7 protein-coding genes are annotated in these 15,185 nt (G+C 69.2%); 3 read left to right on the top strand and 4 right to left on the bottom strand.

All coding sequences use genetic code 11. The features are described from left to right. From VEW47_08410 to VEW47_08400, 3 genes are all read right to left on the bottom strand, one after another. On the bottom strand, positions 1–1,360 hold a 1,360-nt coding region (locus tag VEW47_08410), incomplete at its 3' end, for a S8 family serine peptidase (GenBank protein HYS05203.1). Beyond that, positions 1,357–3,927 carry a tetratricopeptide repeat protein gene (locus VEW47_08405; GenBank protein ID HYS05202.1) on the bottom strand — a complete coding sequence of 857 codons (2,571 nt, stop codon included), beginning with the start codon at positions 3,925–3,927 and terminating at the stop codon, positions 1,357–1,359. The genes VEW47_08410 and VEW47_08405, both read right to left, overlap by 4 nt. Further along, entirely contained in the window at positions 3,924–5,552 is a 1,629-nt protein-coding gene (locus tag VEW47_08400; protein ID HYS05201.1) for an ABC transporter substrate-binding protein, read from the bottom strand. The genes VEW47_08405 and VEW47_08400 overlap by 4 nt, the downstream gene beginning before the upstream one ends. A 113-nt stretch (positions 5,553–5,665) precedes the next feature. Here VEW47_08400 and VEW47_08395 point away from each other — a divergent pair, with 113 nt between their 5' ends. Both VEW47_08395 and VEW47_08390 read left to right on the top strand, forming a co-directional pair. Continuing rightward, entirely contained in the window at positions 5,666–6,673 is a 1,008-nt protein-coding gene (locus VEW47_08395; GenBank protein ID HYS05200.1) for an ABC transporter permease, read from the top strand. Further along, entirely contained in the window at positions 6,670–7,641 is a 972-nt protein-coding gene (locus VEW47_08390) for an ABC transporter permease (GenBank protein HYS05199.1), read from the top strand. The genes VEW47_08395 and VEW47_08390 overlap by 4 nt, the downstream gene beginning before the upstream one ends. On the opposite strand, the gene VEW47_08385 is transcribed toward VEW47_08390, so the two are convergent. After that, complete coding sequence (locus VEW47_08385) at positions 7,638–8,765, bottom strand: transglutaminase-like domain-containing protein (GenBank protein ID HYS05198.1); 1,128 nt, start codon at positions 8,763–8,765, stop codon at positions 7,638–7,640. The two genes, VEW47_08390 and VEW47_08385, sit on opposite strands and share 4 nt — an antisense overlap. 340 nt (positions 8,766–9,105) lie before the next feature. Here VEW47_08385 and VEW47_08380 point away from each other — a divergent pair. Continuing rightward, positions 9,106–15,185: glucoamylase family protein (locus VEW47_08380; GenBank protein ID HYS05197.1), on the top strand; the 6,080-nt coding region annotated here is incomplete at its 3' end.

Genomic DNA, 15,185 nt, shown 5'->3' with positions numbered 1-15,185 from the left:
AATAGGCGCCGCCGTTCAGGAGCGCCGGACTCGCCGCGGTGATCGACTCGCCGGGCGCGAGGAGCGTCGGGTGGTACAGCACCTCCTCGAAGATGCCGCGCGAGGAGAAATCCGACAGGCGCGCGTCCTTGCGCGACGAGCCGACGCCGATGACCCACGGCGCCACCGAGTAGGGGTTGAGCGTGTCGGGAGAGGGTCCCTGGTTGCCGGCCGCGAAGACCACGGCGATCCCGGCGTCGTGCACCATGCGCGTCGCGATGTTGACCGGGTCGTCGGGATCGAACCAGCCCTGGGTGCCCCAGGAGCAGTTCACCACGCGCACACGGTAGCGCGCGGCGTTCTGGAGGATGTAGTCGAATCCTTCCAGGACGTTCACGATGAACAGATCTCCCGCCGACAGCCCCAGGATGGAGGCGCCGGGGGCCACGCCCCGGTACGTCCCTCCGCTCGCCTGTCCCGACCCCGCCGCCACCGAGGCGACGAACGTCCCGTGCCCCAGGACCAGGTCGGTGTCGGGCAGGCCTTCCACGGTCAGCGGATAGCTGAAGCCCCACCCGGTGCTGAGGGCGTTGACGAGGCGCACGTTGCCGACCACCTTGCCGCCGAAGGGCAGGTCGGGATGTGTGGCGTCGACACCCGAATCCAGGACGGCGATCGTGACGCCCGCGCCCGACAGGGGCGCGCCGCCCGGCCGCGCCAGGGCGGGATCGGCCGCGACCTCGTCGAGACCGATGAGCGCGCGGCTCTCGACGTCGAGCAGGGACAGCGTGCGGTCCGCGAACACCGAGCGGACCCCCTGCAGCGCCGTGATGCGCTCGATCTGATCGCGCGTCGCGTTGATCACGACCATCGGCAGCCGGCGGAAGACGGTGCCGCCCGGGATCCCGAGGAACTGCAGCCTGAGCAGGTCGAACGCCGTCGGGGCCGCGCGGTAGGTGACGATGACGTTGATCGAGGAGGTGTCGGGCAGGAACGACAGGCGGCTCAGGAGATCGAGATCGATCCCGGGCACGCAGGTCTGCAGTGCGCCGTTGAACATCAGGGCGCCGACGTCGTTCCAGCGGACTCCGCCGACATCGTTCCAGCGGACGCCGGTGGCGTCGTTGCAGAGCGGGCCCCCGACATCGTTCCAGTGGATGCCGCCCACGTCGTTCCAGCGGATCCCGCCGACATCGCTCCAGCGGATCCCCCCCACATCGTTCCAGCGGAGCCCGCCCACGTCGTTCCAGCGGATTCCTGAGGTCTCGGTCACGTACGGCCCCGCCACGGCGGGACCGCCGGAGAGCGCCATGAGGGACGCAAGCTGAGCGAGGATCAGCACCGCTGCCGGGGCCCGGCGGCGCGCCGAACGAAGCCTCATGTTCGCACCGGCCGCGGCGCCCCGGAATGAGACGCCACGCCGACGTCATGCGGGCGTCCGCGTTCCCGCCGCGCACGCCGCGCTCCGTCCGTGCCGGCAGGCCGGCTCGCTGCGCGCACCTCCGCGTCACGCGGGCTCGCGCCGACGACCGGCGACTGACGAAGGAAAGCCGGCGCCGCCGGGAGCGACGCCAGGAGGTTGTGGAACGCCCCGTCCAGGTCGGCCACACGCAGGATCGGCGCCCGGTAGTCGTGTCGCGACGCGATCTCCAGGGCCCGCAGGGCCTGCGTCACGGCGCGATGTCGGTCGCGCTCCAGATGGCGGGCAAGGGCGAGCCAGAGGCGGGCCATGCATTCGTGGAACTCGCGGCCGGTCGATTGGAAGAAGGCGGCCGCCTCGGCGAGCACACGGGCGGCGCGCGGCGCGACACGGGAGCGGACGCGCACTTCGCCGAGCGCCAGGAGCGCGACGGCCGTCCCTTCGGCGTCCCCGGCGGCGCGGCGGCGCTCGACCGCGGCGGCCGCCAGCGTCTCCGCTTCGCCGTGGTTGCCGCGCCGGGCCGCCAGGATCGCCTCCTCCTCCGACAGGTTGTCGAGAAGATCCGGACGCCCGAGCTCCGTCAGGACGTCACGGGCCTGGGCATAGCGCTCCCCCGCCGCCTCCAGGTCGCCCCGCTGCCGGCACAGGTTCCCCTCCGCCTCCAGCACATCGGCGAGCAGCCCCTGGAGCCGCCACTCCCGCGCGATCTCGCGGGCCCGGCCGAGCAGCGTCGAGGCGCGGGCGGAGCGACCCTGTAGCGTCGCGATGCGCGCCTGGTTCAGGTAGGCGGCGCCCTCCTCCGGTCCCAGACGCGTGTTCTTCCGATTCGTCAGGATGCGGAAGCACTCGGAGGCGCGACGAAAGTCGCCGGACGCAGCGTGCGGCAGGCCGAGATTGTGGGCGATCATCAGGATGACGTGCTCATCGCCCGCCCCCCGGGCGTGGGCCAGGGCCTCCTGCCAGAGCGCGATCGCCTCGGGCGTGCGGCGCTGTCGATGACGGATGATCCCCAGCGTGTTCAGGACGCGTGCGCGCAGGGCCGCATTCTCCCCGCCGATTTCCGCGAGGGCCGTCGCCGACGTCGCCTCCGCGAGCGCCAGCCTGCCGACCTTCATGAGCGAGTAGGCCAGCCCCTGGAGCGCCGCGATCCGCGCGGCGCCTTTGATCTCCGCCGAGCCGTCGCCGCGCGCCGCCAGGGCGACCTCGAAGTGTCCCGTCGCGGCGGCGTGGTCACCCGCCAGGCGGCAGGCCTCCCCCAGCAACGCGGCGGCGACAGGCGGCCGCGCGCCGCGCGCCGAGAGGAACAGGGCCGCTTCGCGGATCGCCCCCGGCATGCCGGAGCGCAGCAGACCCTCGCCGTGACGCTGCAGGACGTCGGCGGTCTCCTTCATGCATTCGGCGGCCATGAAGTGCGCGAGCGCCTGGGCGAAGTCGCCCCGCCCCGCGAAGGCCCGTCCATAGCGCAGGTCGAGCGCCCTCGCTCCCTCGGCCCCCCGCGCGCAGCGGAGCTTGCGGCGCAGGAAGTCGAGGAACAGAGGATCGTAGACGTAGTAGGTCCCGCCGCTCTCCAGGGCCGAAACGAACAAGTGCCGGTGGACCAGCCCCGCGAGAAGGGACCGCACGTCGAGACCGTGCAGGACCTCCGCGCAGACTTCCGGCTCGATCGCGGGGGGCGGACAGGAGCCCAGCAGGAAGTCGCGCACCTCCACGGACTCGGAGGCGAAGACCGCTTCGCCGAAGTAGTCGAAGATCTCGGATTCGGTGCGCGCGAACAGGGTCTCCGGCAGATCGGCGGTGCTCATCTCCAGACGCGCCGTCTGGCGCAGCAGCTGCAGGGCGGTGACCCAGCCGCGCGTGCGCGCGTGGAGTCTTTCGACCGTCTCCTGCCGCGCCGGCAGGCCGAAGGTGTCGCGGAGCAGCGTGCCGGTCTCCTCGGGTGTGAACAGAAGATCGTCCCCCTCGATAAGCGTCGCCCCGTCCTTCCGCAACGGCGTATCGGAACCGAGATCGGGGAGCGAGCGGCCGGCCAGGATCAGGTGGAGGGACTCGGGCAGGCGGGCCACGAGCCGCCGCAGGACCCGCACGCACGGCTCGGATGCCTCGAGGTGCTGCACTCCGTCGAGCACCAGCACGATTCGCCCGCCGAGCGACATCTCGGCGTCGCCGATGAAGATGTCGGCCAGGCGCTCGGCCTCCTCCGGCCGGAAACGGAGACCCTCCCAGAGACCCTCGCTGCGCCTGCCGAACTCGGGGACGTGCCTGGCCACGCCCTCGACGAGGTAGCGGAAGAAGACCGAGGGGTCGCCATCCGACCGGTCGAGCGAGTACCAGACCGAAGTCTCCGCGGACTCCTGGAGGAAGCGCGCCAGAAGCGACGTCTTGCCGTATCCCGGACCGGCGAGGACGAGCGTGACGCGCTTCGCAAGACTTGCGCGCAGCCGGTCCATGAGCCGCGGACGCCGCAGGTGCAGTCGACCGATCGCGGGCGGCAGGAGCCTGGCGACGAGCGGCGTCGGGGGGCGAATCACGGCTGCGGCTCCTCCGTCCCCTCGAGCGACCATTCCGCGAGCCCGGCGTAGAGACTCCGCGGGCTGACCCGGGCCAGGTGCAGGTTGCGAACCACGGCGTGCAGCCGATCGCGTTCGAACAGGAACGTGTACGGCTGGTCACGGGCGATGATCCGCTGCGCCGCGATCCACAGGGTACGCGCCGCCCCGGGGTCGGACTCGGCCCGCGCCCGGTCGATGAGCCGGTCGAGCTCGGGGCACGAGTAGCGGCCGTAGTTGTAGCCCCCCTGGCTCGAGGCGCTGTGGAAGTTGCTCTTGAGATCGACCTTGGTGGACTCGCGCCAGGAGCCGACGAAGGCGTCGAAGTCGTGCGCCTCGTGGCGGGCGATGAAGGTCCCCGTCTCGAACAGGCGCGGCACGACCGCGACGCCGATCGCGCCGAGCTGGGCGATGACCATGCGGGCGACGTCGCCCCGCTGCCCGGAGGCCTGATCGGTCTCCAACTCGAAGCGGAACGGCCGGCCGTCGCGATCGATCACACCGTCGCCGTCCCGGTCCTTCCAACCGGCGTCCTCGAGGAGACGGCGGGCGCCTTCGGGATCGAACGGCAGCGGCTTGAGATCGGGGTCATGGGCCCACAGGAACGACAACACGGGGCCGGCCGCGGGACGGCCGATGCCCGGGAGCAGACCCTCGATGATCGAGTCGCGGTCGATCGCCATCGTCAACGCCCGGCGCACGCGGGAGTCCGAGAACAGCGGCCGGGTCGTGTTCCAGCAGATGAAGGTGTACGACAGATCGGGGACGCGCACCAGGCGCAGGCGCGGCGAAGCCTCGACGCGGGCCGCCGCGCGGGGGGGCACGTTCTCCATCACGTCGATCCCTCCAATGATGACTTCATTCAGGAGCGTCTCTTCGTCGGGGATGATGCGGAAGATCACGGTGTCGAGCCGCGGGAGCGGAGCCATGAGGGAAGAGGGGTTGCGCGCGAGCTCGATCAGAGCGCCGGGCTCGTGGCGCTTCAGGAGGAACGGGCCCCCCGCGACCGGCGCCTCGAGGAAGGCGCTCTTCGGCCACTCGGAAAGCGGCGTTCCCTCGAAGACGTGCGCCGGGAGAATATTCCCTTCGACCGAATCCATGAGCTCGTACGGGTAGCCGCGGGCGAAGCGGTACTCGACGGTACGCGGGTCGGGCGTCCTGACGTCCTGGATGAACTCCTTCGAGTCGATTCCAGCCCAGGCCACGTCGGGGCTGCTGGCGGCGCGGTGCGACAACAGAACATCGGCCGCGGTCACAGGCCTGCCGTCGCTCCAGGAGGCCCGGCGATCGAGATGAAACGTGAGACTCGCGCCGTCCGGAGACAAGTCCCATGAGGAGGCCAGCCCCGGGCGGAACGTCGGCGGTCCCTGCTGGAAATCGTCCTCCTCGTAGGCGAGCCTGGGATAGAGGAGGTCGGCGATCTCCTGATCGAAGGCGCTCGCCGCAGTATAGATGTTGAGGGAGGTGACGTCCCCCCTCACCCCGATGACCAGGCGGCTCGCGACCGGCGCAGCCCTGGGATGCCCGGGCAGCGGTTTTCCGACTCCGCGCCAGGCGAGCAGCGCTGCGGCGAGCACCAGTCCGATGAGAGCCGACCACCGTCTCATACTTTCGCTCCAGCGTGCCCTCAAGATTGGCGCGGAATCCTCCCGATGTGAATAGGTTGAATTCCTGAAACAGGCCCGGGAAAATCCTTGATGGGCCGGGATAACTGAAGACCTTGACGGACAGTGGTACGACGGCCGACTATTCCCGCGTGACAGGCTTCGTGGTGCGCCGGTTGCTGTCGGTCCTCCCGCTCGTCTGGGGGACCGCCACCCTCGTGTTCCTCCTGGTCGAAGCCGCTCCCGGGGTTCCGTTCGATAGTCTCCGGGAGCCTGGCGTCAGCCCCAGGACCGCGATCCGGCTGCACGAAGCCTTCGGCGCCGACCGTCCATTCCTCGACCGCTACGTCGACTGGCTCGAGGGCCTTCTCCACGGAGACTTCGGCACTTCCTGGTCCTACCGGCAGCCGGCGGCCGGATTGATTCGCGAGGCGGCCCTCAACACCCTGACCCTGGCCGGGCCGGCCCTGATCCTGCAGTTCGCCCTGGGGCTGGCGGCCGGGTTCGCCGCGGCGCGCTCTCGAGGCGGCTTCGCGGACCGAGGCATGTCCGCGGCCGCCGCCGCGCTCTACTCCGTCCCGTCCTTCTGCCTGGCTCTGCCGCTCACGTGGCTTCTGGCCGTGAGACTCCGCTGGCTCCCTGTCTCGCAGATGCACTCGCTCGATGCCGCGACCCTCTCGGCCCTGCCGCGGCTGCTGGACACGGTGCGCCACCTGGTTCTCCCCTGTCTCGCCCTCGTCCTGCCGACTGCCGCCGGTATCGCCCTGTACGTCAGGGACCAGGTGCGCGCAGCGCTCGACCTCGGCTTCGTCAGCGCCGCCCGCGCCCGTGGCCTGGGTTGGCGCCAGGCGGAGCTGCGCCACGCCCTGCGCGCCGCTCTGCTGCCGGTCGTCGCACTGTTCGGCCTGGCGATCCCGGGAATCCTCGGCGGAAGCGTGGCGATCGAAGTGCTGTTCGCCTGGCCTGGTCTAGGGCGGCTGGCCTACCAGGCGGTGCTCGCGCGCGATACCCCGCTGATCCTGGGATGCACCTGCGTCGCGTCCCTCCTGGTCGTGGCCGGCGGACTCCTGGCCGACCTGCTGTCGGCGGCCCTCGACCCGCGGGCGCGCGAGGCCCAGGCATGAACGGGCCCGCGAGGGTCGAGCGCCGGCGCCGGACCGGAGCGTGGACCGGTGCGGCGGTCGCCCTCCTGGCTCTCGCGGCCCCCTGGGTCGCGCCGTACCCGCCGGATCGACAGGAAGACGTCGCGGGCGCCCGCCTGCTCAGGCCCCTGACATGGGCGCACGCGCTACGGAGCGGCCCGCATCGTCTCGTGATCGTGACCGGCCTCCGCAGGACACCTGATGGCTGGGAGTTCGACCGGGGTGGACTCCGGCAGACTCTGGTTGCCGCCGACCCCGCGGAGAAGCCTGCGCCGCGCTTCTATCTGCTGGGGACCGACACCTTGGGCCGGGACCTCCTGAGCCGGCTGCTGTACGGCCTCCGACACTCGGTCGTCGTCGCCGCCCTGTGCGTCGCGCTGGCGCTCGTCATCGGTGCCGGGGTCGGAGCGATCACCGGGCTCGCGGGAGGGCTGTGGGATGAGGTCCTGATGCGCGGCGTGGAGGTCGTCATGTCGATCCCTCGGTTGCTCCTGGTCCTGGTGGGCGCCGCGCTCTTCCGTCCATCGAACACGACCCTCGTCCTGCTGCTGGGGGGAACGACCTGGACCGGGCTGGCGCGCATGGTTCGCGCCGAGACTCTGACGTTCCGAGGGAGCACCCCGGCGCTGGCGGCCCGCGCCGCGGGCAGCTCGACGCTGCGTCTCATCGTCCGGCACCTCGTGCCGCAGATCGCCCCCGTTCTGGTTGTGTTCGCGGCCCTGCGCTTCGCCGACACCATCGTCCTCGAGTCGGCGCTCTCGTTCCTGGGGCTCGGGGCGCCGCCGCCGGCGGTCTCCCTCGGGGACGTCCTGGCTTCCGGGCGCGAGGCGCTCTACGAGGCCTGGTGGGTGGCCGCGGCTCCAGGGGCCCTGATCGCCGCGATCGTTCTGACCGTGCGATCGGCGTCGCGCGGCTTCTTGAACCTGCTGGATCCGCCGTCGATCGGCTAGACCGATCGGTGCCAGATGAATCTGAGGATGTTTCCGCGAAAGGAAGGAAGAGACTCGACCAGGGGCGGCTTGTAGAACAGCCTCATGGAGCTGACGCTCGCCTTCCAGCCGTCGCGGGTCTCGATCCGCGCAGACAGCTCGTTCATTCCGGGATGGAGCAGCCACCTGAACGTGTTGGACGTGGTCGGCACCCAGTCGGTGCTTTCATCCGAACGGATCAGGAACCTCTCGAAGGTCGGACTGTTGTTGCTCAGCAGGGCCACCTTCAGGATTCTGTCCCTGAACCGCTCGCTGGCCAGGAAGATCACCGTCTGGTTGAGCGCATTGCGAAAGGCATCCTGATCGCCCGCCTCCGGGCGGCGCGGAAGGGGCGCATCCGCCTCCGCACCCCTCCACGCCAGGGATTCCGTGTTGATCTCCAGCCGATCTCGTCCGACCCTGGGGTAAGTCGTGTAGTCGCTCGCGAGGACGAGCTTCTTCACGGAACCGTTGCACCTCACCTCGACCGGCTCCGAGAGCTGGTTGGCGAGCAGGCCGATCGCGTAGCGGCCGTAGTTCGTCAGATCGGACCGGCTGATCGCCCGCCGGCGACCCCCGGAGTCGACCTGGACGATTCCAGAAACCTCCCCGTTCCAATAGGTCCTGAAGAGATCACGGCCCCGCATGGGCAGGCCGTCCTTTTCATAATGGAGGTCGTTGGTCGGGTCCATCACGACCCAGCGGTCGAAGTCGTCGGACCAGACCGCGACCACGAAGTGCCCGGGGAGCTCGACATACCGCGCGTGGATGCCCATGGACTGGCAGGCCTGCAGAAATACGACCGCGTACTGCGCGCAAAAGCCCCTGTTGCCATGCTGTCTGGCCAGGTTCAGGATCTCGACCGCGTCCCAGGGAGGGTAATAGAAGCTCGCGCTCATCCTCCACCGACTGTGGGCCCAGCCCCTCAACAGGACGATCTTCTCGAACTGAGTCTTCGCCGCGGAGACAACCTCATCGAGCCTCTCCCGGCTTCGCAGGAGCCGAAGCCGCGGGTGATGAAAGTCATCCTCCCGAAGGGCATTCGACGAGATCGGAAACTCTCCATTGTGCTCGCTCGTGACAAGAAGGACCTCCGATTGGGTCACCCACCCGATCAGGACGGCCGTCACCACCGCGAGGGCCCCGACGACGATGCGCCTTCGGCGGGTTCTTCGCTGGGTCTGGCTCGTAGGGAGGGACGTCGTCACTGTTTCGGGTCCACCTCGAAGCGGGCGCTCGCTCGACCACGGTAAATCTGCTGAGGCATTGATCGAAACGCAAGCCGTTCACCACGGCGCTGCCGGCGGGCCGCCGATGTCCGTGACGATTTCGTAATGAGCTCCCTTCGAGTACCATGGGCCGCATTCCAGCAAGAGCGCGGGAAGTCACGGCGTCCCACGACGCCGACGGAGAGTCCCTCTCTGTGTGCCGGAACGGAGGCGCGAGGTGAAGGCCACCGACGCCCGACTCGACGATTCGTCGCAGGGGGAAGACCCGATCCGCGCCGAACTTTTCGGCATCGAGCGCCTGGAGCAACACGCCGAGAGCCTGGCCACGGCCCACCGCAGTGCCGGGAAACCTTCGAAGGATCGGACCCTCCTCCGCAGGGTTCGCGACAACGCGCACGTGCTTCTGGCCGGGTACCGGAACATCGCCGAGACGGTCCTGGCGAAGCATGAGATCACTCCCGCCGCGGAGTGGATTCTCGACAACTTCCATGTGGTGGACGAGCAGCTCCGGGGAATCCGCGACCATCTCCCGAGGAGCTACTACCGCCTTTTGCCGAAGATAGCGGCGGGCCACCTCGCCGGATACCCGCGCGTGTATGGACTGGCGTGGGCCTACGTGGCCCATACCGACAGCCGCTTCGAGCTGGAGACGCTGCAGCGGTTCGTCCGGGCCTACCAGCGCGCTCAGCCCTTGACCATCGGGGAGCTCTGGGCCGTCGCCATCCATCTTCGCGTGGCGCTCGTCGAAAATCTACGACGGCTGTCGCAGCTGATCATCCGCTCCCGTCAGGAGCGGGCCCGGGCCGACGAGCTGGCGGATCGCCTGCTGGGCCTCGGCGACCGGCCGGTGGAGCATCCGGACCAGGTCCTGAGCAGTCTGCGGGACGACCCGCTGGCCCGCGCGTTCGCGGTGCAGCTCGTCCAGCGGCTGCGAGGCCAGGACCCTTCGATCATGCCGGCCCTGGCCTGGCTTGAAAGGAAGCTCAGCACCCAGGGGACCTCGGCCGACGGTGTGGTTGCCGAGGAACACCAGGCTCAGGCCGCGGCGAACGTCACCGTCAGGAACATCATCACGAGCATGCGATGGATGTCCTCCATCGACTGGACCGTGTTCTTCGAAAACGTCAGCCCGGTGGATGAAATCCTGCGCACCGCTCCCGGGTTCGCCGCCATGGATTTCACGACGCGGAATGAGTATCGGGCCCGGATCGAGCTGCTCTCCCGGCGTTCGGGACTTTCGGAAATCGAGGTGGCGCGGGAAGCGGTGCTCATGGCACGGAGCGCGGGCCGGGAGAACGGGCGAGGGCAGACGCTTCCCGGCGTTCCCGGGCGCGCCGAGGAGGATCCGGGGTACTACATCGTCGCCGGGGGTCGGAGGGCGTTCGAGCGGCGTCTGGGATTTCGCGTCCCTTTGCGAATCCGACTCCGCCGCGCCTTTCGCGCGCACGCTCTCCTCTATTACCTGGGAGGAATCGTCGCTCTGACCGGCCTGCTCCTGGCCGTCCTCCTGCTTCCGACCTGGACCGCCGGGGCGGCCTCCTGGATCCTCGTCCTCCTGGCTGTTCTCGGTCTGGTCCCCGCCTCGGACATCGCGGTGTCGCTCGTCCACCGCCTGGTCCCGCTCCTCGTTCCACCCAGGCTGTTGCCCAAGCTCGACCTCACCCGGGGCGTGCCTGCGGAGCTTCGGACTCTGGTCGTCGTGCCGACGCTGCTCACGCGCCAGAACGACATCGAGGAGCAGCTCGAGCGCATCGAGGTGCACTCTCTCGCGAATCCCGGCGGCCATCTCCACTTTGCCCTCCTCACCGACTGGGCGGACGCGACCGAAGAGAAGAAACCCGGCGACGACGACCTGGTTGCCGCGCTGGCGGACGGCATCGCGCGCCTCAACTCGCGCTACGACAATCCACCCGGCGGCGGGGCGCGTTTCCTCCTGTTGCATCGCCGGCGTCTCTGGAACGAGAGGGAGGGCAAGTGGATCGGCTGGGAGAGGAAGCGCGGGAAGCTCCATGAGCTGAACCGGCTTCTGCGCGGCGCCACCGACACCACGTTCGTTCCCATCAACGGCCGGCCGCCCACGCCGCCGCAGGGCGTTCGCTACGTCATCACCCTGGATGCCGACACACGGCTCCCCAGGGGGACTGCCAGCCGACTGGTCGGGGCGATGGCGCACCCGTTGAACCGGCCGCGCTTCGATTCCGGGACGAGGCGTGTCGTCGAGGGGTACGCCATCCTGCAGCCACGCCTGGCTCCGTCCTTGCCGACGGGCCCCGCGAGCACCACCTACCAGCGGATCATCTCGGGCCCCGGAGGTGTGGATCCCTACGCGGCCGCGATCTCCGATGTGTACCAGGACCTCTTCGGCGAGGGGTCGTACACGGGAAAAGGGATTTACGACGTCGACGCCTTCGAGGCGGCCCTGGACGAAAGGGTCCCGGAAAACACGCTCCTCAGCCACGATCTCTTCGAGAGCACGTTCGCGCGCGCCGGGCTCGCGACCGATGTGGATCTCTTCGAAGAATTCCCGACCAACTACGAGGTCGCCGCCCGCCGCCACCATCGCTGGGTGCGGGGTGACTGGCAGCTCCTGCCCTGGATCCTGGGCGGGAGGACCCGCATCCCGACCCATGGCCGCTGGAAGATGATCGACAATCTCCGAAGGAGCCTCGCGGCCCCTTCGGGGTTCCTGGTCGCGGTGACCGCCTGGATCCTCCCGGACGTTCCTCCGCTCCGCTGGACCGGCCTGTTCGTCGCATCCGTCGTGCTGCCGGCCGTGATCCCGGTTCTCGACGGCCTGCTGCCGCGGCGATGGGGGATCTCCAAGCGAAGCCATCTTCGCGCCGTGGGTCACGACATTTCCGTGGCCTTGTCGCAGACGCTCCTGGCGATCACCATGCTGGCGCACCAGTCCTGGCTCATGGTGGACGCCATCATCCGCACGCTCGGCCGGCTCTACGTCACGAAACGAAACCTCCTCGAGTGGGTGACCGCCGCGCAGGCGGGCTACGGTGCCGACCTGAGACTCCGGGCCTTCTACTGGCACCTCCGCTGGGGCGTGTTCCTGGCCGCCGGGGCCGGCCTGCTCCTCGTCGTGCTCAAGCCGGGAGCCTGGCCCGTGGCGATGCCGTTCGTCCTCCTCTGGATGCTGTCACCCATCCTTGCCTGGCGCATCAGCGTCCCGCCGAAGATTGCGAAGTCCCAGGTCCTCTCCTCCGCGGAGACGCGCTCCCTGCGGCTCATCGCCCGCCGAACCTGGCGCTACTTCGAGGCGTTCGTGGACCAGGACGATCATGCCCTTCCACCGGACAACTTCCAGGAGGAGCCCGAGCCCGTCGGAGCTCACCGCACCTCGCCGACCAACCTGGGGCTCTATCTGCTCGGTACGACGGTCGCCCACGATTTCGGCTGGATCGGGATCCTCGACACCGCGGAGCGGCTCGAGACGACGCTTCAGACCATGTCGGACCTGCGCCGCGTCCGCGGCCACTTCGTCAACTGGTACGACACACGGACATTGCAGCCGCTGGAGCCCATGTACGTCTCCACGGTGGACAGCGGCAATCTGGCCGGGCACCTGATCGCCATGGCTCAATCATGCCGCGAGTTCGTGCACCGTCCCCTGTCCGGCCCGGAGATCTCGGAGGGGATCGGAGACGCTCTTCATCTGCTTGTCGATTCGCTGGCGAAGGCCGGGCGTCCAAGGCGTGCTCAGCCGACCGCGGAGGTGCTGCTGCGCGAGACCGTCGAGGGGATGTCGGCGCTTCTCGAAGTCCCCACGACCTCCCTTCCCGGATGGGTCCCTCGATTCAAGGAGCTGGAGACCGCGGCGGACAGCCTCGTGGAGGTCGCGCGCAGGCTCGCGAGCGACGTCGAGGACGGCGCCGGAGCCGAAATCCTGGCCTGGGCCTCGGCCGTTCGAGCCTCCGTCAGGAGTCATGCCCGCGACCTGCAGGGGGACGACTCCAGCCTGGTGCACCGTCTTTCCGCTCTCGCATCGCTCGCCGAAGAAATGGTCCGGTCCATGGAGTTCGAGTTCCTGTTCGATCCCTCCCGCAAGATCTTCTCCATCGGCTACCGCGTGACCGAAGGCACGCTCGATCCGAGCGGCTACGACCTTCTGGCCTCGGAGGCCAGGCTGGCCAGCTTCGTGGCCATCGCCAAGGGCGATGTCTCCCCTCAGCACTGGTTTCTCCTCGGCCGCTCCCTCACGCCCGTGGGCGGTGGCGCGGCCCTCGTCTCCTGGTCGGGCTCCATGTTCGAATACCTGATGCCGCTTCTCGTGATGCGGCAACCCGCCCGGAGTCTTCTGGATCTCACCTGCCGCCTCGTCGTCGGGCGCCAGATCCGATACGGCGCCGAGCGCGGGGTTCCCTGGGGGATCTCGGAATCGGCCTACAACGTTCGCGATGCGGCGCACACATACCAGTACTCGGATTTCGGCGTGCCCGGTCTGGGTCTCAAGCGTGGGCTGTTCGAGGACGTGGTGGTGGCCCCCTACGCCACCGCGCTTGCGGCGATGGTGAATCCAGGGGCCGCATTGGACAATTTCTCGCGCCTCGAGGAGGCAGGGGCCCTCGGCGCCTACGGCTTCTATGACGCGCTCGATTACACCCCCTCGAGGTTGCCGGAGAAGACCCGGGTCGCCGTGGTCCGCGCCTACATGGCCCACCACCAGGGGATGACGGTCGTGTCCATCGGGAACGTGGTCCACGACGGAGCGACGCAGCGGCGCTTTCACTCCCATCCCATGGTCCAGGCGGCTGAGCTCCTGCTGCAGGAACGGACGCCGCGTTCGGTGGCCGTGACCCGGCCCCGCGGCGAGGAGGTGCTGGAGGCCGCGCACGTGCGCGACCTGGTCCCCCCCACCTTGCGGCGGTTCGAATCGCCGCACGACATCACGCCCCGCACGCATCTCCTGTCCAACGGCCGCTACACCGTCATGATCACGGCGGCGGGCTCCGGGTTCAGCCGGTGGGGCGACCTGGCCGTCACCCGCTGGCGGGAGGATACGACGCGTGACTGCTGGGGCACGTACGTCTTCCTGAAGGACGCAGAAACCGGCGACGTCTGGTCCGCCGGCTTCCAACCCTGCGGAACCGAGGCGGACCATTACGATGTCGTGTATTCCGAAGACCGGGCCAGGATCACGCAGCGAAACCCGTCCCTTTCGATCGTCCTCGAGATCGTGGTGTCCCCCGAGGACGACGCCGAGCTCCGCCGGCTGACGGTGACAAATCTCGAGAACAGGGACCGCGAGATCGACTTCACCTCCTACGCCGAGGTCGTGCTGGCTCCACAATCCGCGGACGAGGCCCATCCCGCCTTCTCGAGCCTGTTCGTCGAGACGGAGTTCGTGCCCGGGCACGAAACCCTGCTGGCGACGCGGCGCCCGCGTTCGGCGGAGGAGCCCGCGGTGTGGCTCGCCCACCTGGCCGCGTCCGAGGGAGCGACTCTGGGCCCACCGCAGTATGAAAGCGACCGCGCGCGCTTTCTGGGCCGGGGCCGCGGCATCCGGACGCCGCTCTCCGTGATCGACGGGAGGCCCCTTTCGAACACGGCGGGGACGGTCCTGGATCCGATCGTGAGCCTGAGGTACCGCGTCGCCATTCCCGCTCAAGGGACCGTGCGTCTGGTGTTCACGACACTCGTGGCGCGCTCCCGCGAACAGGCCCTCGAGATCGCGGAGAAGTATCGTCAACCGGCGACGTTCGAGCGCGCAAGCGCTCTGGCATGGACCCAGGCCCAGGTCCAGCTGCACCACCTCCGGATCACCCGGGACGAGGCCCACCTCTTCCAGCGTCTGGCCAATCGCCTGCTTTACCTGGATCGCACGCTGCGGGCCGGGCACCAGGAGCTGGCCGCGAACCGCGGCGGTCCGTCCGGGCTCTGGGCCCACGGCATCTCCGGAGATCTGCCGATCGCCGTCGTGCGCATCGAGAGGGACGAGGAGCGGGAGGTTGCGAGGCAGGTCCTGCGGGCGCACGAGTACTGGCGGTTGAAGGGGGTTTCAGCCGACCTGGTGATCCTGAATGCGAAGGGGACCTCCTACGCGCAGGATCTCCAGCAGTCGGTCGAAGCCATGGTGCGGGCGAGTCAGACCGCGGTCGGGCACGAGACTCACGGGGACCATGGAGGCGTCTTCGTTCTCCGGGAAGATCTCCTGCCGCCCCAGGACCTGGCCGTCCTGCGTTCGGCGGCGCGCGTGCTGATCCTGGCGAACCGGGGAACGCTGTCGGAGCAGGCGGTGCGGCAGCAGGCGCCGAGGCCGGAGCCGGTTCCGCCGCGCCGCCGCCCGGC

The organism is Candidatus Dormiibacterota bacterium (assembly GCA_035635555.1).
Classification (GTDB): domain Bacteria; phylum Acidobacteriota; class Polarisedimenticolia; order Gp22-AA2; family Gp22-AA2; genus Gp22-AA3.
Note: the sequence above shows the minus strand (reverse complement) of the source record. Positions and strands in the feature narration are given on the sequence as shown.